Below are 21,978 nucleotides of genomic sequence, written 5' to 3' on the forward strand. Positions count from 1 at the left end.
TGCCTGTCTTTTTTAGCAATAAAAACGGGCAGGGACAAATGATACGTTATGCCAGCCCGAGCGCGCGTTTCACCGGAGAGAAACTTCGACGGTGGTGTGTAGTGGCTCCAAGACGGGCAAGACTTTCAAGGTGCACCGGCGTCGGATAGCCCTTGTGCTTCGCAAAACCATATTCGGGGAACTGAAGATCCAGTTCAACCATTTCACGGTCGCGGGTGACTTTAGCCAGAATAGAGGCGGCGCTGATTTCAGCGACTTTACTGTCCCCTTTTACTACCGCCTGGGAGGCCATCGGAAGTGCAGGACAACGGTTACCATCAATCAGCACCATATCAGGCGTGATGCATAAACCGGCAACAGCTCTTTGCATGGCCAGCATGGTGGCATGCAAAATATTCAGTTCATCGATTTCATGAGGCTCAGCGCGCCCGAGACTCCAGGCCAGTGCTTTCTCTTTGATTTCGATATATAACGCCTCGCGGCGTTTTTCGGAGAGTTTTTTTGAATCTGCCAGCCCGGTAATCGGATTCGCGGGATCAAGAATCACGGCAGCGGTGACAACGGCACCGACTAACGGGCCGCGCCCTACTTCATCCACGCCGGCGATACAAACGGCTTGTGGATAGATAAATACATCGTTCATCGGTTTGCCAGCTCCATGACAGCCTGAGCAGCCTGTTCATCTGCGTCACGACGAATACTTTCATGTAATTCAAGGAATGTCTCACGCAGTGCCTGACTTTTCTCCCCCCCTGCCAGTAACGGCAGCAAGGCGGCGGAAAGCTTGTCCGGCACACATTCAGTTTGCAGTAATTCGGTGACAATTTCCCGTCGTGCCAGCAGGTTTGGCAACGAAACATAGGGCGTTTTCACCAGACGCTCAGCCAGCCAGAAAGTGAAAGGCTTCATACGGTAACCCACCACCATCGGACATTTGGCCAGCATACATTCAAGCGCTGCTGTTCCTGATGCCAGCAAAGCAGCATCACTGGCAATCATCGCTTCCCGACCTTTGCCATCCAGTAAATGCGCAGGTAAGTCAGGCGCAATCTCAGCCTTAATTCGCTCAAACTGCCCGCGACGTTTGGCATTGACCAACGGCACTACGATGTGTAAATCAGGATAGGTTTGCCGCAGCTGTAAGGCTGTTTTCAGAAAATCCGCGCTGAGCATTTCTACTTCTGCATGGCGGCTTCCCGGCAATAACGCCAGACAGTGCACATCCTCTGGAATACCGAGTGACAAACGTGCAGCCTGTTTGTCCGGATGCAACGGCATTGCATCGGCCATCGTATGACCAATGAAACGACAAGGAACATTGAATTTGTCATAAAACGCTTTTTCAAAAGGCAGAAATGCCAAAACCAGATCAGTGGCTTTCCCGATTTTGAAAACGCGCTTTTGGCGCCAGGCCCAGACAGACGGGCTGACATAATGAATAGTGCGGATACCGCGCTGCTTCAAACGCCCTTCCAGCGTGATGTTGAAATCCGGGGCATCGATGCCCACAAATACATCAGGCTTCAGCTCGCTAAAGCGTTTGGTCAGATCTTTGCGGATTTTCAACAGACGTGGCAGTCGTTCAAGAACTTCCACCACGCCCATTACCGCCAGTTCTTCCATTTCGTACCAGGCTTCGCATCCTTCCGCCTGCATCAGCGGACCTGCGACCCCAACAAAACGGGCATCAGGATGATGCTTCTTCAAGGCTCGAATCAGTCCGGCGCCAAGAATATCACCGGACGTTTCACCGGCCACCAGGCCAATTGTCAGAACAGGCTTTTGCATTGTTTTCCGTAGCGCAGATCAGCGAATAATGCCACGCGTTGAACGCGCAAAGAAGTCACTGAATGGTTTAGCTTTCGGGAATTCAGCCGCGATAGCAGCGATTTCCGGTTGTGCTTCTTCCAGTGTTTTACCACTGCGATACAGTAATTTATAAGCATTACGGATAGCATGCAGATCGGCTTTTTCGAAACCACGGCGCTTAAGCCCTTCGATATTGATGCCGAAAGGTGTTGCATGGTTACCTTGCGCAATGACAAACGGAGGAATGTCCTGAGCCACCCCGGAACATCCCCCAACCATCACATGCTCACCGATAATACAGAACTGATGTACCGCCGTCATACCGCCAATGATCGCAAAATCATCCACCTCAACGTGACCACCCAGGGTCGCGTTGTTCGCCAAAATACAGCGATTTCCAATGACACAATCATGGGCAATATGTGCGTTAACCATCAACAGGTTATCACTGCCCACTTTTGTCAGACCACCGCCCTGAACAGTACCACGATGAATGGTAACGCTCTCACGAATATTGTTGCGATCGCCAACTTCAACGCGTGTTGGTTCACCGGCATATTTCAGATCCTGGTTAATTTCACCAATAGAAACAAACTGAAAAATGCGGTTATCGCGACCAATTTTGGTCACGCCATTAAGAACTACGTGTGATTTAAGCTCGGTACCTTCACCAATTTCTACCTGAGACCCCACGTAGCAGAAAGGACCGATATGAACTCCGGCACCAATAATGGCACCGTCTTCAACAATAGCGCTTGGATGAATAAAGGCGGTATTATCAATCATGTATTAAGACTCCCGGCGACGGGCGCACATCATTGATGCCTCGCAAGCGATCTCACCATCGACTTTCGCGACACCTTTGAAACGAGCAACGCCACGACGCTCTTTAATGAATTCAACTTCCAGAACCATCTGGTCACCCGGCAAGACCGGACGTTTAAAGCGTGCATCGTCGATTGCTGCAAAATAATACAGTTCGCCAGGCTCCAGTTTTCCCACGCTTTTAAACGCCAGAATGCCAGTAGCCTGAGCCATCGCTTCCAGAATCAAAACGCCAGGGAAAATCGGTTTGCCTGGAAAGTGGCCCTGGAAGAACGGTTCATTAAAAGAAACGTTTTTCACAGCGCGCAAAAATTTCCCTTTTTCAAAATCCAACACGCGATCAACCAGCAAGAACGGGTAACGGTGTGGCAGTAAATCCAGTATCTCTTCAATACGCAGAGTATGAGTGTCAGTAGTCAAAATACTCTTCCTGTCTATAAAAACTGATGGCATCAATAACACGGCCTGCCAGACCCTAAAAGAAGGTCATCAGGCAGGCCGCAAATAGGAACGTATGTCGCAGGTTCACTCAACGAAGGGAACACAAAGCAGCACCGTAGGTGGTAATTAATCTTTTTCGATTTTACGCTCGACAGCTTTCAGGCGCTTATTCATCTCGTCGATATTCATTACCAATGCAGCCGTCTTACGCCAAACTTTATTCGGCTGTAATGGGATACCGGAGGAGTATACCCCAGGTTCAGTGATTGGTCGCATTACCATTCCCATTCCCGTCACTACAGCCTGATCACAAATCTCCATGTGACCATTGATAACACTGGCTCCGCCGATCTGGCAGTAGCGCCCAATTTTCAGGCTACCGGCCATAATAACACCGCCAGCAACTGCCGTATTGTCTCCAATCACGACGTTGTGTGCAATCTGACATTGGTTATCAATGATAACGCCATTGCTAATGATGGTGTCGTCGAGTGCACCACGGTCAATCGTGGTACAGGCACCGATTTCAACGCGGTCACCGATAATGACAGTCCCCAGCTGTGGAATTTTGACCCAGTTGCCACGATCGTTGGCATAACCAAAACCATCAGCACCGATCACGGTACCTGACTGAATCAGACACTGCTCACCGATTTCAACGCGGTGATAAATAGAAACATTGGCCCACAACCGTGTGCCTGCGCCGATTTTTGCCTCTTTACCGATAAAGCAACCTGCACCGATGACAACGTTGTCACCCAATGCAACGCCTGATTCGATGACTGCATTTGCGCCAACCGAGACATTCTTACCTAGTGTTGCACTGTCTGAAATCACCGCACTCGCTGCGATATCCTGTGCCGGTGCTGGCGTGGTATCCAGCAATTGCGCCATCCGGGCGTACGTCAGGTAAGGGTTTTTAACCACTAATGCCGCTGTCGGGCAAAATGGCAGATCCGCTTCGGTCAACACTACGGCACCTGCATTGCAGAAAGCCAACTGTTCACGGTAACGGCTGTTTGATAAAAACGTGATTTGCTCAGAGTGTGCGGAATGCATTGAAGCAACGCCGGTGATGGCAATTTCGCCATCACCGTGCAATTGTGCATCCAACTGCTGTGCGAGATCAGCCAGTCGAATTGAAGACATGTTTATTTAACCTGTTTCAGCACATCAGCAGTAATGTCTTTGCTATTGTCAGCATATGCAATGGCATTAGCATCGATAACAACGTCATAACCTTCTTTACTTGCTACAGTTTTCACAGCGTCCTGAATACGGCTCAGAATTTTGTTACGTTCTTCGCCCTGACGACGACGGTTGTCTTGATCGAATTGCTGCGCTTTAGCAGAGAACGCTTCACGCTGAGCCATCACGTCTTTTTCAAGTTTAGAACGTTCACTGGCTTTCATTGTAGAGCCATCACGTTGCAGACGTTGCATTTTGGTTTGCAGATCACGTTCCTGAGATTGCAAATCTGTCGCACGGCTTTTGAACTCGTTTTCCAGTTGCTTTGCTACAGCTTCACGCGCAGGCATTTGTTGGAAAATACTTGCTACGTTAACGATAGCAATTTTATCAGCAGCCTGAACGCTAGCTGAAGAAGCCATCACTAAACCGAGGCCTGCGGCATATAACCACTTTTTCACTATAAACTCCTTCCATCACCCGTTGTGCCATGTGGCACATTAAATTACACAAAACACCTGATACGAAAACAATACACGGGCCGAAACCCGTGTATGAGATTTTTCATCAGGCCATTGCGATTCCGCTGAACAACTTCTGCCCTGACAGAACGTTACCAGGTTTTACCAATGTTAAACTGGAACTGTTCTGCCTTATCGCCTTCATATTTCTTGACCGGTTGTGCGTAGGAGAACACCAATGGTCCAAGTGGAGACATCCACTGCAACGCAAGACCTGAAGAAACACGAATATTACCTGGTTTACTGTAATCAGGAACACCAGCTGCCAATGTCTGCGGCGTATTTTCCCAACCTGTATCCCACACAGTACCGCTGTCCACGAACAGGGAAGTACGCAATGAGTTAGCGTATTTCTCACTAACAAATGGAGTAGGAACAATCAATTCCGCACTCAATACTGCCATTGCGTTACCGCCAACTGCGTCGTTTGAATTATCAATCGGACAGCCACTGTAAGACGTATTAGCCGTAGTACACTTGTAATATGCCGCTTTAGGACCAATGGTATTCGATTGGAAACCACGAACACTGCTTGAACCGCCAGCATAGAAGTTGTCGTAGAACGGAACTTCTTTACCCCCAAGACCATCTGCGTAACCTGCACGCGCACGGCCCATCAGCACCCAATCACGGTCCTGATTCAGTGGCATATAACTGGTTGAATCAAATGTAATTTTGTAGTATTCGTTATCAGAACCAGGGACAGTCACTTTACCGTTCAGGCTGGCTTTCGTCCCGGATGTCGGGAAGTAGCCGCGGTCGAGATTGTTATAACCCCAGCCGAGATTGGCAAAGAAGTCATTCGCACTGAAGTCAGCATCCGCATTGTCACTGGTGGTCACCGGCGGTTTTAGCCCGACAGAGTTCAGATAACGGAACATGGCGATCTGTGGCTCCATATTGGACAGATCGTTATGGACGTAATCTATCCCTAACCGCAATGAGTTGTTCTCATTGATTGGGAAACCAAGATTACCGCCAATACCGTAACTTCTGTTGGTATAGCTGGAGAGGTCTGCATCATCTGCTTTAAAGTCGTTATAGAAGATGCGGCCGCCCAGACTTACACCATCGACCGTGAAGTAAGGGTCAGTGATAGTGAATTCTGCATATGTCTGGTAGTCATTTTTAGTCCCGCTGATGCCAACGGAATTACCTGTACCCAGCCAGTTATCCTGCTGGACGCCTACCTGGAAGCTGACACCACTCTCAGTACCGTAACCCACACCAAAGTTAAAGCTACCCGTGTTACGTTCTTTCACTTTGTAGACGACATCAACCTGATCAGGGGAACCTGGAACACGCTGTGTATCTACATCCACGGTTTCGAAGTAGCCCAGACGGTTCAGACGCTCTTTACCTTTATCGACCAGATCGTTGCCCAACCAGGCTCCTTCCATCTGACGCATTTCACGGCGAAGTACGCTGTCCTTACTGGTGTCATTGCCTTCAAACCGGATATGACGAACATAGAAACGGTTTCCCGCATCAACGTTGATATGCAGTTTGACGGTTTTGTCTGCATCATTAATTTCTGGCTGAGTCGTCACACGAGGATAAGCATAGCCATAACGCCCCAGCATCTGCTTAATGTCGTTTTCCATTTTGGTGACTTTGGCGCCGTTATACAACTCGCCCTTATCAATTTTAGTCAGGCTTTGAACTTCTGCCGAGTGACCGGCCATGCTGCCCGTTACTTCAACGCCAGAAAGTTTGTATTGCTCACCTTCTGTAATGTTGAGCGTAATATAGATGCCTTTTTTGTCCGGCGTCAGGCTGACCTGAGTCGAATCAATGTTGAAACGGGCATAACCGCGATCCAGATAAAAACTGCGCAAGGTTTCAAGGTCACCCGCGAGTTTTTGTTTCTGATATTTACGGTCACCGACTACGTTCCACCATGGCACTTCATCACGCAGTTGGAAGCGTGAAATCAGATCATCGGTTGTGAAGGCATGGTTACCCACAATGTTGATCTGCTGAATTTTCGCAGAAACACCTTCGGTGAAGACCAGCTTCAGATCAACACGGTTACGTGGCAATGGGGTCACAACCGCTTTTACCGATGCACTGTATTTACCGACGCTGTAATAGAAGTCTTCAAGACCTTTCTCGATGCTACCGATGGTTGTACGGTCAAGAGCTTCGCCAACACGGACGCCAGAGGCCTCCAGGTTTTGCTTGAGCATGTCATCTTTCACCGATTTGTTACCGGAGAAAGTAATGCTGGCAATGGTTGGACGTTCTTTGACCTGAACAATCAGAGAATTACCATCGCGCAGGACACGAACGTCCTCAAAGTTGCCAGTGGCAAACAAAGCACGGATGGTATTACTGATATCATCGTCAGTCACCGTATCACCGACGCGAACCGGCATATTGAGTAACGCCGCACCGACGGCAACTCGCTGCAGGCCTTCGAAATGAATATCTTTCACTACGAAACCGTCTGCACCGTATACGGTGGCGCTGCCAAACAGCAGCGACGCTATGAGCAACTTTTTGATCGCCATCGTTGTTATGCGTTCTTCCTAACCTAATCTCCGGTCTTAAAGACGGGAGAAATCATTGAAAAGTGCAAGCCCCATCAACAACACCAGCAAAACTGAACCAATGCGGTAACTGAAGTCCTGAACTCGCTCGGAAACTGGCCCACCCTTAAGCTTTTCTATTGCGAGAAACAGCAGGTGTCCACCATCTAATACCGGTAATGGGAAGAGGTTGATGATCCCCAGATTGACGCTAATGAGCGCCAAAAACGTGAGATAAGACACCAAACCATATTCAGCTGACATTCCTGCGCCCTGTGCGATGGAGATTGGGCCACTCAGATTGTTCAGCTTCACATCTCCGGTAATTAACTTACCCAGCATGCTCACAGTGAGTTTCATCAGTTGCCAGGTTTTATCCCCGGCTTCATAAAACGCCACAAACGGACCATACTGACGGATTGTTTTATACTCATCAGGCAGCGGTATCACCTTCGGTACCACACCAGCAAAACCCTGTATTTTGCCTTTGCCTGCGGACTTCGTGTCCGGCGTCAGTGTTAACGTGACAGGATTTCCTGCCCTTTCAACCTCCAGCGCGATGGGTTTACCCGGATTGTCCCTTACCTGGATGACAAAAGACTGCCAACTTTCCAGAATCTGACCATCGACTTTAACGATCCTGTCCCCGGCTTGCAAACCCGCCTTTTGAGCGGCTGAATCTGGCTGCACCTCCTGCAGAACAGATTCTATCTGCGGCCCTCTCGGAATCATACCCAGAGATACCACGGGATCCTGCTTTTCAGGATCAAAGTGCCATTGACGCAGATCCAGGGTTTTCTCAACGACCTGGGACGAGCCAAATTGCGCCACGCCAACCGTCGTTTGATCATCACCAATTTCGCCCATTAACGCCATGCGAACTGAATCCCAATCAGGCGTTTCGATACCAGCAACAGATTTTAGTTCCATTCCGGGCGAAATATTGGATTGTGCGGCAACTGAATTGACAGTGACATTTGCCACGACAGGACGCACGCTCGGCACGCCGATGACGAAAACCAGCCAGTAAGCAAAAACCGCAAAAATGAAATTAGCGACAGGTCCGGCACTGATGATAGCAGCACGTTGCCAGATTTTTTTGTTATTGAAAGATTGGTGACGAAATTCAGGCGCGACTGCCTCGACACGCTCGTCGAGCATCTTAACGTAGCCCCCGAGCGGAATGATGGCCAGAACATACTCGGTCCCCTGACGGTCAGTACGGCGCCATAGCGCACGTCCAAACCCGACAGAAAAACGTTCAACACGGACACCACAACGACGAGCAACCCAGAAGTGGCCGAACTCGTGCACGGTGATAAGCACCCCCAATGCGACGATAAAGGCGGCCAGGCTCCAGAGTATGTTCATCATATGTCTAACTATTCCTTAGAAAACTTCTACCGTCATGGACGGATTAATACACTAACAGCATCAGACAGGCGAATACAGGGACTGCAGCCGTCAGGCTGTCGATACGGTCCAGTATACCGCCATGACCCGGGATCATATGACCACTGTCTTTGATACCTGCCTCGCGTTTGAACATACTTTCCGTCAGGTCGCCCAGCACAGACGCCAGTGCAGCCACAACGGAACAAATTAATAAGGTTGAAGGTACCACATCAAGAGGCGCATAGCGGCCAAATAGCCAGGCTATCAGGGCTGAAGTCAGAAGACCGCCAGTAAACCCTTCCCAGGTTTTTCCCGGGGATACTTTAGGAGCAAGCTTATGCTTACCCAGTAATTTACCAAACAGGTAAGCACCGGAGTCTGCCCCCCAGACCAGTAGCATCACATATAACAACCACCATGCGCCAGTATGATGATTTTCCGCATAACCGTATTGGCGCAGTGCGACCATCCCCCAAAAGAAAGGCACAATGGTCAGTATGCCAAAGACCAAACGCAGCACACGAGAGTGGCGCCAGAAGGCTGCCGAAGCCGGATACCCAACCACCAGCACCAGGGCCAGACACCACCAGGCAAGCGCTGCCCATAAGGAGCCTGCGACTTGCAACAAATGCACGCTTTGCTGGTAAGCCGGAATGCTCAGCATCATCGCCGCCAGCAGAAAACCACATAATATAGCCAGCCATATGCGCTGATTACGGCTTGCAAAACCGGCCAGTTGTCCCCACTCCCACGCAGCCAACATGCACACAACTAACGTCACGATGGCAAAACCGACAGGCGGTAACAAAAAGAGTGCTGCAATAACAATCGGTATTAAAATCAGAGCTGTGATAATGCGATACTTCAGCAAATGTTCTCCCTAGGACGCATCAGCGCCGATAGGTGTAGTCCCTCCGAAGCGGCGCTCGCGATGGGCAAAAGCCGTCAGCGCACCTTCAAAGGTATTTTCATCAAAATCAGGCCAGAGGACATCGGTAAAATAGAGCTCCGCGTAAGCAATTTGCCACAGCAAAAAGTTACTGATCCTATGTTCCCCACCGGTTCTGATCACCAAATCGACAGGTGCCAGTTCACTCATACAGACCGCTGAATTCAGCAATTCTTCGGTAATCTGTTCTGCCCGCAGTGTGCCCGCTTCAACCTGACCCGCCAGCGTTTTAACGCCTTGAATAATATCCCATCGGCCACCATAGTTCGCAGCAATGTTCAGGGTAAGTCCGTCGTTATTTTGAGTAAGTGTTTCTGAACGACGAATGCGTTCCTGCAGACGAGCACTAAAGCGACTGACATCGCCAATGACCCGAAGCCTGACATTATGTTTATGCAGGCTTTTAATTTCACTGTCTAATGCACGGACAAACAACTCCATCAATGCAGAGACTTCCTGAGCCGGACGATTCCAGTTTTCACTGCTAAAGGCATAAAGCGTGAGTGCATCGAGATGATGACTGGCAGCAAAACTCACCGCTTTGCGCACCGACTTCACTCCCGCTTTATGACCGAACACCCTCATTTTACCCTGACGTTTTGCCCAGCGTCCGTTACCGTCCATGATAATGGCAACATGGCGAGGCTGAGCGCAATACATATCAGACATCTGTTGATTTTCGAGGGACATAACGCGTACTCATTTCCTTTTATCAGAACACAACGGCTTTCTGGCTGGCATAACATTCTTCTGGCTGACGCCCGCTGGCGGCCTACCTTTCTGTCGCTGATGCGACTACACGCGCAAAAAAGCCGTGTCTCCCTTGCAGGCACGGCTTACACAGACAGATCACCGATTCCACCTTTAACATTCAGGCTCTGAAAAGCCAAATCTACTGTCAGTGTGGCGCAGACTATACCATTTCAATGTGATGCTAACAAACTGCTGCATAAGTACAAAAATAGCCTTAGAGCGCAAATCTATGAAGTTTCTCACACGCACTGGCTCTCGCCTGTGCGTCGATCTCCAACACTTCCTCAACAGAATCAGGTTCAGCACTCACTATCTGCTCCATCACCTGTCGATTCAGGAAAGCAATGTCGGTAAAACGAATCTTGCCATTGAGGAACGCAGCCACTGAAATTTCATTTGCGGCATTCAGTGCCGTCGTTGCTGCCTGACCGGTGTTGCTGGCTTCAATAGCGAGTTGCAAACAAGGATAACGGATGTAATCCGGTGCACTGAAAGTCATCGCACCCATATTACAAAAATCCAGCGCTTCGACTTCGGTTGTGACTCTGTGCGGATACGCCATCGCATGCGCAATCGGGGTGCGCATATCCGGTGAGCCCAACTGAGCCAGCACGCTACCATCGCAATAACGCACCATGGAATGGATCACAGATTGCGGATGAATAATCACTTCCATTTCAGCCGCAGAGGCATTAAATAACCAGCGGGCTTCAATATATTCCAGCCCTTTGTTCATCATGGTGGCTGAGTCGACGGAAATTTTACGTCCCATAGACCAGTTAGGATGTGCACAAGCCTGATCCGGTGTGACATCGCGGAATTTATCCAACGGCAATTCGCGGAACGGGCCACCGGATCCGGTTAAAATAATGCGAGAGATCCCATGGTTTTCGAGGGAAGCATATCCCAGTTGTTTCTGAACAGATTCAGGCAAACTCTGGAAAATCGCGTTGTGCTCACTGTCGATAGGCAATAGCTGAGACTGACTCTGGCGGACTGCGTCCATAAAAATGCGCCCGCAGGTCACCAGCGATTCTTTATTCGCCAGAAGTACCTGTTTACCTGCGCGCACAGCGGCGAGTGTCGGTAACAAGCCCGCTGCACCCACTATAGCCGACAGCACCTGATCCACATCATCAAGAGCAGCCAGTTCAGCCGCAGCATCAGAGCCAGAAAGCACCTCAGTACGGCTTGCGTGTTCTGCCAGAATGGCTCTCAGCGCGCGGGCAGACGGTTCATCCGCCATCGAAGCGTATTCAGGGTGAAACTCGAGACACTGCTGCGCCATAACGTCAACATTACGCCCCGCAACCAGTGCTTTAACGGAAAAATCGTCAGGATTAGACCGGACAACGGAAAGCGTGCTGGTGCCGACAGACCCTGTCGAACCAAGAATAGTCATTTTTTTCATGAAAATGCCCGGAATAGCGCTCGTAAATTTGGAAAGTGCACAGTCTGAAACCTCTTATCTGGCTTGTCTATGAGATTGTGCGAACCAGTAAAAAATTTAAAGCCTGCTAAAAAACAAAGCGCCGCAATTGCGGCGCTTTAGGAGAGACTTAAACCGGATTAAAATTCCATTAACTCGGTTTCTTTCTCGCTCAAAGCAACGTCGATTTTCTTGATGAAAATATCAGTCAGTTTCTGAATATCGTCCTGAGAACGACGGTCTTCATCTTCACTGATTTCTTTATCTTTCAACAATGCTTTGGTTTTATCGTTCGCATCACGGCGGACGTTACGTACGGAGACACGGCCCTGCTCTGCTTCGCCACGCACGACTTTGATGAGATCCTTACGACGTTCCTCTGTCAGTGCAGGCAATGGAACACGGATTGTCGCACCCGCAGAAGACGGGTTGAGGCCCAAATCAGAAGTCATGATCGCTTTTTCAACAGCAGCGCTGATGGAGCGATCGAATACAGAGATTGCCAGAGTACGAGAATCTTCCACCGTCACCTGGGCCAGTTGACGCAGAGGCGTTGCTGAACCGTAGTATTCCACCATGATGCCATCCAGGATGCCCGGAGATGCACGGCCGGTACGGATTTTGCTGATATGGGTTTTGAATGCTTCAACGCATTTTTCCATACGAATTTCAGCGTCTTTTTTGATTTCGTTAATCACGTTGTGAACCTTTGAAAGCTGATTACCTGGCAGACCATAACATCAGTATAGTCCGTGAATACTCATGCCAGCAGAGGCTGGCTGAACGTAATGTTCAATTGTGAAGGATCATTCCGCTTTAGAAATCAGCGTTCCTTCATTTTCACCCATCACCACGCGACGCAGTGCGCCAGGCTTATTCATGTTGAAGACGCGAATTGGCAGATTGTGATCGCGGGCCAGCGTAAAGGCAGCCAGATCCATTACTTTCAATTCCTGCTCCAGCACTTCCTGATAGGTCAGTGTTTCGTAAAGTGTCGCATCCGGGTTTTTCACCGGATCAGCTGAATACACACCGTCAACTTTGGTGGCTTTTAATACCACATCAGCTTCGATTTCAATACCGCGCAGACACGCGGCTGAGTCAGTGGTAAAGAAAGGATTGCCGGTACCGGCAGAGAAAATTACCACGCGGTTATGACGCAGCAAGCTGATGGCCTCAGCCCAGCTGTAATTATCACACACACCGTTCAAAGGGATCGCAGACATCAGGCGTGCGTTAACATAGGCACGGTGTAATGCATCACGCATTGCCAGGCCATTCATGACAGTTGCCAGCATACCCATATGGTCGCCTACAACACGATTCATGCCCGCCTGTGCCAGACCCGCGCCACGGAATAAGTTACCGCCGCCGATCACAACACCTACCTGAATGCCGAGTTCGACCAGCTCTTTCACTTCCTGAGCCATGCGATCTAATACACTCGCGTCGATACCAAAACCTTCACTACCCTGCAGGGCTTCGCCACTGAGTTTGAGCAGGATACGTTGATAAACGGGTTTCGCATTGGTAGCCATGGTGTCTGTCCTAGAAGCAATGTGTCTTAATGGATAGTCGGTTTTTACATCATAGCGTTGTCTGAATGACTTCACGCACAATGTAATAGGAATTTGGGGCTGGATAAAACGGAACCGCCCTTTCGTAGCGGTTCCATTTTAGGGTGTATCAGATACTGATTAAGACTGTTTAGTCATTGCTGCAACTTCAGCAGCAAAGTCAGTCTCAACTTTCTCGATACCTTCGCCCACTTCAAAGCGGATGAAGTTAATCACGTCAGCATTGTGTTCTTTCAGAACCTGACCCACAGTTTTGCTTGGGTCGATAACGAAAGGCTGACCTGTCAGAGAAACTTCGCCGGTGAATTTCTTCATGCGGCCTTCAACCATTTTCTCTGCAATTTCTTTCGGTTTGCCAGACTGCATCGCGATGTCCAGCTGAACCTGATACTCTTTTTCTACCACTTCAGCAGACACGTCCTCAGGCTTAACGAATTCTGGTTTGCTTGCTGCAACGTGCATAGCAATTTGCTTAACCAGTTCTTCATCAGCGCCTTTAGCCGCAATCAGAACACCGATACGTGCGCCGTGCAGGTAGCTGCCCAGCACATCGCCTTCAAGAATTTGAACGCGACGAATGTTGATGTTCTCACCGATTTTAGCAACCAGCTGAATACGCTCTTCTTCGAACTGAGCTTTCAGGACTTCAACGTCAGTCACTTTGCCTGCAACAGCAGCGTCCAGCACTTTGTCAGCAAAAGCCTGGAAACCAGCATCTTTAGCCACGAAGTCAGTCTGGCAGTTAACTTCCAGAATCACGCCGAAGTTGCCTTCGATTTTGGTTTTGATCACGCCGTCAGCAGCTACGTTGCCTGCTTTTTTCGCCGCTTTGATCGCGCCAGATTTACGCATGTTTTCAATTGCCAGCTCGATGTCGCCGTTAGCTTCAACCAGAGCTTTCTTACAATCCATCATGCCAGCGCCAGTACGTTCGCGCAGTTCTTTTACCAGGGCAGCGGTAATATCAGCCATTGTATTTTCCTCGATTATCTCAGTGCAAAAAGGGTTTTTGCGGTGAGATATTTCTCGCATTTAAGATAAGCAAAGGGGGCCAATAAAGGCCCCCTAACCAACATATTTCAATACCTGGTTAATAAGGGCTCTGCTGAGCTTGCCTTATTATTCAGCTTCTACGAAGCTTTCTTCTGCCTGAACAGCCAGATCTTGCGAACGGCCTTCACGGACAGTGGCAGCAACAGCGCTCAGGTACAGATTTACTGCACGGATTGCGTCATCGTTACCTGGGATAACAAAGTCAACGCCATCCGGATCGGAGTTGGTATCAACAATGGAGAATACCGGGATACCCAGGTTGTTAGCTTCTTTGATTGCAATGTGTTCGTGATCAGCATCGATTACAAACAGAGCATCAGGAAGACCACCCATATCCTTGATACCACCCAGGCTGTTTTCCAGCTTAGCCAGTTCACGAGTACGCATCAGCGCCTCTTTCTTGGTCAGCTTCTCGAAAGTGCCGTCCTGAGACTGAATTTCCAGATCTTTCAAACGTTTGATGGACTGACGAACGGTTTTCCAGTTAGTCAGCATGCCGCCCAACCAGCGATGGTTCACGAAGAACTGGTCGCAGTTGTGTGCAGCTTCTTTTACCGCTTCGCTTGCTGCGCGTTTAGTACCAACGAACAGGATCTTACCTTTACGGGAGGAGATCTTCTGCAACTCAGCCAGAGCTTCGTTGAACATTGGAACAGTTTTCTCAAGGTTGATGATGTGAACCTTGTTACGAGCGCCGAAGATGAATGGCTTCATTTTCGGGTTCCAGTAACGGGTTTGGTGACCGAAGTGAACACCGGCCTTGAGCATATCGCGCATGGAAACAGTTGCCATGATAAAACCTCTATTAAGTAGTTGGGGTTATGCCTCCACGTATCCCATACAACCGACCCTGCAGAACGAATTCCCAAGGCACCCCGGCGTATGTGTCGATACGTGTGTGTTATTACTTACGTTAATAAGTACACAATGAGTGATTTTGGCTTTAATCCCTCAGCGTCGTAAGACTCAGAGCGGATTGCCGGCGCGCTTTATACCATAAATAACGGCCCGGCAGCAACTTTTGTTCAGCAGATTGCTTCACGGGAAATGATAGTTTGGCAGCAAATATCAGGGCTGATACCATAAGTCACAGCTTATTATTGACGACATCGGTGTAGAAATAAAGCACACCTGATGCACAGAACCCGCAGGACAACACATGGCTATTTCAATCAAAACCCCCGAAGACATCGAGAAAATGCGCGTTGCTGGCCGTCTGGCCGCAGAAGTGCTGGAAATCATTGAACCTTTCGTTAAACCGGGCGTGAGCACGGGTGAGCTGGATCGCATATGTGCCGATCATATCGTGAACCAACAACAGGCGGTTTCAGCCTGCCTGGATTACCACGGTTTCCCGAAATCTGTTTGTATCTCCGTTAATGAAGTGGTGTGCCACGGTATTCCGAGCGAAGATAAGATTTTGAAAGAGGGTGACATCGTCAACATTGACGTTACGGTGATTAAAGACGGTTTCCACGGCGATACATCCAAAATGTTCATCGCGGGTAAACCGACGATTTTGGGCGAGCGTCTTTGCCGTATCACCCAGGAAAGCCTGTATATCGCCCTGCGCATGATCAAACCGGGTATCCGCTTGCGCACGCTGGGTAAAGAGATCCAGAAATTCGTTGAAGCCGAGAAATTCTCTGTGGTACGCGAATATTGCGGTCACGGCATTGGCGAAGGTTTCCACGAAGAACCTCAGGTGCTGCATTATGACGCAGATGACGGCGGTGTGGTGTTACAGGCTGGCATGGCCTTTACCGTTGAACCTATGGTCAATGCGGGTGATTACCGTATACGCACCATGAAAGACGGCTGGACAGTAAAAACTAAAGATCGCAGCTTGTCGGCTCAGTACGAGCATACTATTGTGGTCACAGATAACGGTTGTGAAATTATGACGCTGCGTAAGGATGACACCATCCCGGCTATCCTGACGCACGACTAAACAGTCACCCGCTCTGCGGAGAGGGTATAAATCTGTGAATCAAACCGGCGAAAGCCGGTTTTTTTATCTTTCACGTTTATTGGTCTCTCACGTGTAGGGCTGCGCACCCATGATTGAAAACTATTCGGCTGAAAAGAGCCTGCAACCGCAAACCACGCAGGATCTTATCCGCACTTACCCGCCACAGCCCGCCTCCCCTTCTGCCTATCCGGACGACGATTTAAACCGTCAGAGCCTGAAACAACATATGGAGCAGTTTCAGGTGTGGCTGGCAGATGCCTTCAATGCCGGGCAACGGGCGGAAGATCTGGTGGATGCCCGGACGCATTACATCGATCAACTTTTGCAGCGTCTGTGGACGTTCTATGGCTTCGACAATATTCCTGAAACTGCGATGGTGGCCGTCGGTGGTTACGGGCGCGGCGAATTGCATCCTTTATCAGATATTGATGTTCTGGTGCTCAGCCAGAAACGTCTCAACGATGAACAGGCGTTGCGGATCGGTGAGCTGATTACGTTGCTGTGGGACCTTAAGCTGGAAGTCGGACACAGCGTGCGTACGCTGGAAGAGTGTCTGCTGGAGGGATTAGCTGATTTAACGGTGGCCACCAACCTGATTGAATCCCGCCTGATTTGCGGCGATGTCGCGCTGTTTCTCAGTATGCAGAAACACATTTTCAGTGACGGATTCTGGCCTTCGCCAAACTTTTTCCGCGCCAAGATCGATGAACAGAATGAACGCCATCAGCGTTATCACGGTACCAGTTATAACCTTGAGCCGGATATCAAAAGCAGCCCCGGCGGACTGCGCGACATTCACACCATTTTATGGGTGGCCCGCCGCCATTTTGGTGCCACATCGTTAGATGAAATGGTGGCCTTTGGTTTCCTGACTAAAGCCGAGCGCAACGAACTGCTGGAATGTCAAAGCTTCCTGTGGCGCATCCGTTTTGCCCTGCACTTGCTGCTGCCACGCTACGACAACCGCCTGCTGTTTGATCGCCAGCAAAGTGTGGCACAGCTGTTGCAATATCAGGGGGAAGGCAATCAGCCCGTCGAACGCATGATGAAAGATTTCTACCGCATGACCCGCCGGGTCGGTGAGCTGAATCAGATGTTATTGCAGTTGTTCGATGAAGCGATTCTGGCCATCGGCCCGAATGAAAAACCACGGCCGCTTGATGAGGATTTCCAACTGCGTGGTGACCTGATTGACCTGCGGGACAGCACCCTCTTTGACCGCCGTCCGGAAACGATCATCGGCATGTTCCACCTGATGGTGCGCCATCGCGAAATCAAAGGCATTTACTCCACCACCGTCCGCCTGTTGCGCCATGCCCGACGCCATCTCAAAGAGCCTCTGTGTATGATCCCGCAGGCACGTGAAATGTTTATGTCGATTCTGCGCCATCCAGGGGCCGTGTCACGTGCGCTGGTGCCGATGCATCGTCACAGCGTGCTGTGGGCGTATATGCCGCAATGGGGGCAAATCGTCGGACAGATGCAGTTTGACTTGTTCCACGCTTATACGGTCGATGAACATACCATTCGTGTTTTGCAAAAACTTGAAAGCTTCGCCCATGAAGAAACCCGGCCAAAGCACCCTTTATGCGTGGAATTGTATCCGCGTCTGCCACAGCCGGAGCTGTTGCTGATGGCTGCCTTGTTCCACGATATCGCCAAAGGCCGTGGCGGTGATCACTCGATCCTCGGTGCGCAGGATGTGCTGGAATTTGCCGAACTGCACGGGCTGAATTCCCGCGAAACACAGCTGATGGCCTGGCTGGTTCGCTGTCACCTGCTAATGTCAGTGACAGCGCAACGCCGGGATATTCAGGATCCTAATGAAATTCAGCAATTTGCTGCGGAAATGCAAAGCGAAGTGCGCCTGCGCTATCTGGTCAGTCTGACCGTGGCAGATATTTGTGCCACTAACGAAACGCTGTGGAACAGCTGGAAACAGAGCCTGATACGCGAACTGTATTTTGCCACCGAAAAGCAATTGCGTCGCGGCATGCAAAACACGCCGGATCTTCGCGAACGTGTGCGTCATCACCGTCTGCAGGCGCTGGCATTGCTGCGTATGGACAATATCGATGAAGAAGCACTGCACCGGATCTGGAGCCGCTGTCGTGCAGATTATTTCCTGCGCCACTCACCCAATCAGCTGGCCTGGCACGCAAGACATCTGCTGGAACACGACTCCGCCAAACCGCTGGTGTTGGTCAGCCGTCAGGCAACGCGTGGCGGTACCGAAATATTCATCTGGAGCCCTGACCGGCCTTATCTGTTTGCCACCGTCGCCGGTGAGCTGGACAGGCGTAACCTGAGCATTCATGACGCACAGATTTTCACTAACCGCGATGGTATGGCGATGGACACCTTTATCGTGCTGGAACCGGATGGCAGTCCGCTGGCACAAGATCGTCATGAAGCGATCCGTTATGCGCTGGAACAATCCATGACGCAGGCTTACCAGCCACCCCGGACCCGGCATCCTTCGCCGAAACTGCGCCATTTCAGCGTGCAGACAGAAGTCAGTTTCCTGCCTACCCATACGGACCGCCGGACGTATATGGAACTGGTGGCGCTGGATCAGCCCGGCCTGCTGGCACGCGTCGGGGAGGTCTTCTCTGATCTCGGCCTGTCGCTGCACGGTGCGCGCATATCAACCATCGGTGAACGCGTAGAGGATTTATTTATTCTGGCAAATGGTGAGCGTCGTGCGCTGGATAATCAAACCCGCAAGGAAATCACACGCCGGTTAACTGAGGCACTCAACCCTGGCGACAAAATGTGATACAAGTACCACTATCTTTTAAAACCAATTCAGGAAAGAGAACAGGATGCAGCAACTACAAACCGTTATTGAACAAGCCTTCGAGCGCCGTGCAGATATCACCCCGGCTAACGTTGACAGCGTAACGCGCGACGCTATCACTGAAGTTATCAGCAAAATCGACAGTGGCGAATTGCGTGTTGCTGAGAAGATTGATGGCGAATGGGTGACGCATCAATGGCTGAAGAAAGCGGTACTGCTCTCGTTCAGAATCAATGACAACCAGGTTATGGAAGGCGGTGAAAGCCGTTACTTCGATAAAGTGCCGATGAAATTCGCGGACTACGATGAAGCGCGTTTTCAGCGTGAAGGCTTCCGCGTGGTCCCCCCAGCGGCAGTGCGTAAAGGCGCATTCATCGCACGTAATACAGTGCTGATGCCTTCTTACGTCAACATCGGCGCTTACGTTGATGAAGGCACCATGGTAGATACCTGGGCGACTGTCGGTTCGTGTGCACAAATCGGTAAAAACGTTCACCTGTCTGGTGGCGTGGGTATCGGCGGCGTTCTGGAGCCACTTCAGGCTAACCCGACTATTATCGAAGATAATTGCTTCATCGGCGCACGTTCAGAAATTGTTGAAGGCGTTATCGTTGAAGAAGGCTCTGTGATTTCCATGGGCGTTTACATCGGCCAGAGCACCAAAATCTATGACCGCGAAACTGGCGAAGTACATTATGGCCGCGTACCCGCAGGCTCTGTTGTTGTTTCCGGTAACCTGCCTTCAAAAGACGGTAAGTACAGCCTGTATTGCGCGGTTATCGTGAAGAAAGTAGATGCGAAAACGCTGGGCAAAACGGGTCTGAATGAGTTATTACGCACTATCGACTAAACTTGAGAAAAGCGGGTATTAATAACCCGCTTTTTTATCTTCTAAACGGCAAAGTGTGCAATTAATCAATGATTAAAGCCGCCGTTCAGTTCATCATGACACTCTGATTTATTCTCCTAAACGAAGGTGGCGCTATGTATGACAATCTGAAAAGCCTGGGCATTAATAATCCCGACGATATTGATCGTTACAGCCTGCGTCAGGAGGCCAATAACGACATTCTGAAGATCTATTTCCGCAGAGATAAAGGCGAGTTTTTTGCTAAAAGCGTGAAATTTAAATACCCGCGCCAGCGTAAAACTATCGTTGCCGATAATGCCGGCCAGGGTTATAAAGAAATTCATGAGATCAGCCCGAATCTGCGGTATGTGATTGATGAGCTGGATCAAATCTGTCAGCGTGATCAGGTCGAAGTGGATCTGAAACGTAAAATTCTTGATGACCTGCGTCATCTCGAATCCGTCGTGGCAAATAAAATTTCCGAGATTGAATCTGATCTGGAAAAACTCACCAACGGTCGCTGATAAATTCCGGTCAGAAGATGCGAATACAAAAAAGGTCAGGCTTTCGCCTGACCTTTTGAGGGTGCGGAGAACACGTCAGGGCGTGACGTTATTTAAGCAACTGTCCCCATTTTTCCACCCACGGAATCGCAACGGTTTCCGGCTCTGCAGTTTCCATCGCATCAATTTCCAGCATTTCGCCAATGCGCGACGCACCCTGCTCCTGCAATAAATCATCCAGTTTATGCCCGCCACCACAGAAATGATCGTAGCTGATATCACCCAGCGCAATCATACCGTAACGCAACTCCGGCTGATAACCGACAGTATCGCGGATGGCAACATATAACGGCGCGATATTGTCCGGTAAATCGCCCTGACCGGTAGTGGACGTCACAATCAGCACAAAATGATGGCGATAATACTGCCAGGCTTCCAGCGTGCCTTCCTCGAACAATTTCACCTCATGCCCCTGGCCTTTCAGCACGGTTTCCGCTTCTTCTGCCACCAGTAACGCATTGCCGTATACCGTACCGACAAAAATTCCGACTTCTGCCATGGGATTCACTCCTGTGTGAGGCCAATATTTCAATCAAAGGACTTAAATTTGTGGACTATCCTGACCGTAAGTTTCCGCAAACTCAACCCTTTCAAGCTGAGGGATTTTTCCCTGCCAGCCAAACTGCGTCACCACATTTTGCCAGCGATGATCCCAGCGCGCATGTAATGACAATAATTCTCCGGTCACCGGATGCGGCAGTTGCATATGGCTGGCGTGCAGCATCAGTCCTGAACAACCAAAATGCTGCGCCATGCCACGGTTTTGCTTTAAATCTCCGTGCGCGCTGTCACCGATAATCGGGTGGCGCAAATGCGACATATGGCGGCGCAACTGATGCTTGCGACCGGTTTCCGGTTTCAGTTCTACCAGGCTATAACGCGCCGTATCGTAACGACCGATAGCCACCGGCATTTCAACCTGAGCCAGGACGCGATAATGCGTGACGGCAGGCTGTGGCGCTTTATCCGGACTGGCAAATTTATCAGCGATTTTATCAAGCTCTTCCGTCAGCGCGTAATCGAGCGTACCGTCTTGCGGCACATATCCGCGAACCACCGCGTGATATACCTTGCTCATCTGATTATTTTCAAACTGCTGAGACAGCAAACGCGCCACCTCGCTGGACAGCGCCAGCAGCAACACACCGGATGTCGGCTTATCCAGCCGGTGAACCGTAAACACATGCTGACCAATCTGATCACGCAATGTTTGCATCACAAACACCGTTTCATGGCGATCCAGCCAGCTGCGGTGCACCAACATGCCCGCCGGTTTATTCACTGCGATCAGATATTCGTCCTGATACAAAATTTCCAGCATG

The 21,978-nt window shown here is 50.0% G+C and carries 21 protein-coding genes; 4 read left to right on the forward strand and 17 right to left on the reverse strand.

Annotated elements, in window-relative coordinates; translation table 11 throughout:
- Positions 1–46: 46 nt before the first annotated feature.
- The 15 genes from rnhB to rpsB all read right to left on the reverse strand — a co-directional run bounded on the left by rnhB (position 47) and on the right by rpsB (position 15,263).
- A complete protein-coding gene (rnhB, locus tag ACOZIO_RS19555) occupies positions 47–643 on the reverse strand; it encodes a ribonuclease HII (protein ID WP_129954986.1) in 597 nt (198 codons plus the stop codon).
- Positions 640–1,788, reverse strand: coding sequence for a lipid-A-disaccharide synthase (gene lpxB, locus ACOZIO_RS19560; protein ID WP_129992062.1), 1,149 nt, complete (start codon positions 1,786–1,788; stop codon positions 640–642). Before lpxB ends, rnhB begins: the two co-directional genes overlap by 4 nt.
- An 18-nt stretch (positions 1,789–1,806) precedes the next feature.
- Positions 1,807–2,595, reverse strand: coding sequence for an acyl-ACP--UDP-N-acetylglucosamine O-acyltransferase (gene lpxA, locus ACOZIO_RS19565; RefSeq protein WP_129992061.1), 789 nt, complete (start codon positions 2,593–2,595; stop codon positions 1,807–1,809).
- 3 nt (positions 2,596–2,598) lie between these two features.
- On the reverse strand, positions 2,599–3,054 hold the full coding sequence (gene fabZ, locus ACOZIO_RS19570) for a 3-hydroxyacyl-ACP dehydratase FabZ (protein WP_095923207.1): 456 nt from the start codon (positions 3,052–3,054) through the stop codon (positions 2,599–2,601).
- Between the two features lie 147 nt (positions 3,055–3,201).
- Complete coding sequence (gene lpxD / locus ACOZIO_RS19575; protein ID WP_129992060.1) at positions 3,202–4,224, reverse strand: UDP-3-O-(3-hydroxymyristoyl)glucosamine N-acyltransferase; 1,023 nt, start codon at positions 4,222–4,224, stop codon at positions 3,202–3,204.
- A 2-nt stretch (positions 4,225–4,226) separates the two neighbouring features.
- Positions 4,227–4,724 carry a molecular chaperone Skp gene (gene skp, locus ACOZIO_RS19580; RefSeq protein ID WP_129954982.1) on the reverse strand — a complete coding sequence of 166 codons (498 nt, stop codon included), beginning with the start codon at positions 4,722–4,724 and terminating at the stop codon, positions 4,227–4,229.
- A gap of 152 nt (positions 4,725–4,876) precedes the next feature.
- Entirely contained in the window at positions 4,877–7,297 is a 2,421-nt protein-coding gene (bamA, locus tag ACOZIO_RS19585; protein ID WP_129954981.1) for an outer membrane protein assembly factor BamA, read from the reverse strand.
- 36 nt (positions 7,298–7,333) lie between these two features.
- Complete coding sequence (gene rseP / locus ACOZIO_RS19590) at positions 7,334–8,689, reverse strand: sigma E protease regulator RseP (RefSeq protein ID WP_129954980.1); 1,356 nt, start codon at positions 8,687–8,689, stop codon at positions 7,334–7,336.
- A 43-nt stretch (positions 8,690–8,732) separates the two neighbouring features.
- Complete coding sequence (gene cdsA, locus ACOZIO_RS19595) at positions 8,733–9,581, reverse strand: phosphatidate cytidylyltransferase (protein WP_129954979.1); 849 nt, start codon at positions 9,579–9,581, stop codon at positions 8,733–8,735.
- Between the two features lie 9 nt (positions 9,582–9,590).
- Positions 9,591–10,349, reverse strand: a complete 759-nt coding sequence (gene ispU, locus ACOZIO_RS19600) for a (2E,6E)-farnesyl-diphosphate-specific ditrans,polycis-undecaprenyl-diphosphate synthase (RefSeq protein WP_129954978.1) — start codon at positions 10,347–10,349, stop codon at positions 9,591–9,593.
- Positions 10,350–10,626: 277 nt separating this feature from the next.
- Positions 10,627–11,823, reverse strand: coding sequence for a 1-deoxy-D-xylulose-5-phosphate reductoisomerase (ispC, locus tag ACOZIO_RS19605; RefSeq protein ID WP_217137770.1), 1,197 nt, complete (start codon positions 11,821–11,823; stop codon positions 10,627–10,629).
- A 158-nt stretch (positions 11,824–11,981) separates the two neighbouring features.
- Positions 11,982–12,539: a ribosome recycling factor gene (gene frr, locus ACOZIO_RS19610; RefSeq protein WP_129954976.1), complete on the reverse strand. Its 558-nt coding sequence runs from the start codon at positions 12,537–12,539 to the stop codon at positions 11,982–11,984.
- 108 nt (positions 12,540–12,647) lie between these two features.
- The gene (gene pyrH / locus ACOZIO_RS19615; RefSeq protein WP_129954975.1) at positions 12,648–13,379 is read right to left on the reverse strand and encodes a UMP kinase; all 732 of its coding nucleotides are present in this window, start codon (positions 13,377–13,379) and stop codon (positions 12,648–12,650) included.
- 159 nt (positions 13,380–13,538) lie between these two features.
- Positions 13,539–14,390, reverse strand: coding sequence for a translation elongation factor Ts (gene tsf, locus ACOZIO_RS19620; protein WP_129954974.1), 852 nt, complete (start codon positions 14,388–14,390; stop codon positions 13,539–13,541).
- A gap of 147 nt (positions 14,391–14,537) precedes the next feature.
- Positions 14,538–15,263, reverse strand: coding sequence for a 30S ribosomal protein S2 (gene rpsB / locus ACOZIO_RS19625; protein ID WP_013574193.1), 726 nt, complete (start codon positions 15,261–15,263; stop codon positions 14,538–14,540).
- 367 nt (positions 15,264–15,630) lie between these two features.
- Here rpsB and map point away from each other — a divergent pair, with 367 nt between their 5' ends.
- From map to ACOZIO_RS19645, 4 genes are all read left to right on the forward strand, one after another.
- On the forward strand, positions 15,631–16,422 hold the full coding sequence (gene map, locus ACOZIO_RS19630; protein WP_129992059.1) for a type I methionyl aminopeptidase: 792 nt from the start codon (positions 15,631–15,633) through the stop codon (positions 16,420–16,422).
- Positions 16,423–16,531: 109 nt separating this feature from the next.
- On the forward strand, positions 16,532–19,222 hold the full coding sequence (glnD, locus tag ACOZIO_RS19635) for a bifunctional uridylyltransferase/uridylyl-removing protein GlnD (RefSeq protein ID WP_421595608.1): 2,691 nt from the start codon (positions 16,532–16,534) through the stop codon (positions 19,220–19,222).
- A 46-nt stretch (positions 19,223–19,268) separates the two neighbouring features.
- On the forward strand, positions 19,269–20,093 hold the full coding sequence (gene dapD, locus ACOZIO_RS19640) for a 2,3,4,5-tetrahydropyridine-2,6-dicarboxylate N-succinyltransferase (RefSeq protein WP_013574190.1): 825 nt from the start codon (positions 19,269–19,271) through the stop codon (positions 20,091–20,093).
- A gap of 134 nt (positions 20,094–20,227) precedes the next feature.
- Positions 20,228–20,617 carry a DUF3461 family protein gene (locus ACOZIO_RS19645; RefSeq protein ID WP_013574189.1) on the forward strand — a complete coding sequence of 130 codons (390 nt, stop codon included), beginning with the start codon at positions 20,228–20,230 and terminating at the stop codon, positions 20,615–20,617.
- Positions 20,618–20,705: 88 nt separating this feature from the next.
- On the opposite strand, the gene ACOZIO_RS19650 is transcribed toward ACOZIO_RS19645, so the two are convergent.
- Positions 20,706–21,155, reverse strand: coding sequence for a flavodoxin (locus ACOZIO_RS19650; protein ID WP_129954971.1), 450 nt, complete (start codon positions 21,153–21,155; stop codon positions 20,706–20,708).
- A gap of 42 nt (positions 21,156–21,197) precedes the next feature.
- Positions 21,198–21,977: a tRNA pseudouridine(65) synthase TruC gene (truC, locus tag ACOZIO_RS19655; RefSeq protein WP_129992056.1), complete on the reverse strand. Its 780-nt coding sequence runs from the start codon at positions 21,975–21,977 to the stop codon at positions 21,198–21,200.
- Between the last annotated feature and the right edge of the window lies 1 nt (position 21,978).

The organism is Rahnella sp. PD4, from assembly GCF_049199325.1.
GTDB lineage: Bacteria > Pseudomonadota > Gammaproteobacteria > Enterobacterales > Enterobacteriaceae > Rahnella > Rahnella perminowiae.

Coding starts and splice junctions, on each gene's coding strand:
- rnhB (WP_129954986.1), bottom strand. CDS start 643: ATGAACGATGTATTTATCTATCCACAAGCCGTTTGTATCGCCGGCGTG.
- lpxB (WP_129992062.1), bottom strand. CDS start 1,788: ATGCAAAAGCCTGTTCTGACAATTGGCCTGGTGGCCGGTGAAACGTCC.
- lpxA (WP_129992061.1), bottom strand. CDS start 2,595: ATGATTGATAATACCGCCTTTATTCATCCAAGCGCTATTGTTGAAGAC.
- lpxD (WP_129992060.1), bottom strand. CDS start 4,224: ATGTCTTCAATTCGACTGGCTGATCTCGCACAGCAGTTGGATGCACAA.
- bamA (WP_129954981.1), bottom strand. CDS start 7,297: ATGGCGATCAAAAAGTTGCTCATAGCGTCGCTGCTGTTTGGCAGCGCC.
- rseP (WP_129954980.1), bottom strand. CDS start 8,689: ATGATGAACATACTCTGGAGCCTGGCCGCCTTTATCGTCGCATTGGGG.
- ispU (WP_129954978.1), bottom strand. CDS start 10,349: ATGTCCCTCGAAAATCAACAGATGTCTGATATGTATTGCGCTCAGCCT.
- ispC (WP_217137770.1), bottom strand. CDS start 11,823: ATGAAAAAAATGACTATTCTTGGTTCGACAGGGTCTGTCGGCACCAGC.
- pyrH (WP_129954975.1), bottom strand. CDS start 13,379: ATGGCTACCAATGCGAAACCCGTTTATCAACGTATCCTGCTCAAACTC.
- tsf (WP_129954974.1), bottom strand. CDS start 14,390: ATGGCTGATATTACCGCTGCCCTGGTAAAAGAACTGCGCGAACGTACT.
- rpsB (WP_013574193.1), bottom strand. CDS start 15,263: ATGGCAACTGTTTCCATGCGCGATATGCTCAAGGCCGGTGTTCACTTC.
- map (WP_129992059.1), top strand. CDS start 15,631: ATGGCTATTTCAATCAAAACCCCCGAAGACATCGAGAAAATGCGCGTT.
- glnD (WP_421595608.1), top strand. CDS start 16,532: ATGATTGAAAACTATTCGGCTGAAAAGAGCCTGCAACCGCAAACCACG.
- dapD (WP_013574190.1), top strand. CDS start 19,269: ATGCAGCAACTACAAACCGTTATTGAACAAGCCTTCGAGCGCCGTGCA.
- ACOZIO_RS19645 (WP_013574189.1), top strand. CDS start 20,228: ATGTATGACAATCTGAAAAGCCTGGGCATTAATAATCCCGACGATATT.
- ACOZIO_RS19650 (WP_129954971.1), bottom strand. CDS start 21,155: ATGGCAGAAGTCGGAATTTTTGTCGGTACGGTATACGGCAATGCGTTA.
- truC (WP_129992056.1), bottom strand. CDS start 21,977: ATGCTGGAAATTTTGTATCAGGACGAATATCTGATCGCAGTGAATAAA.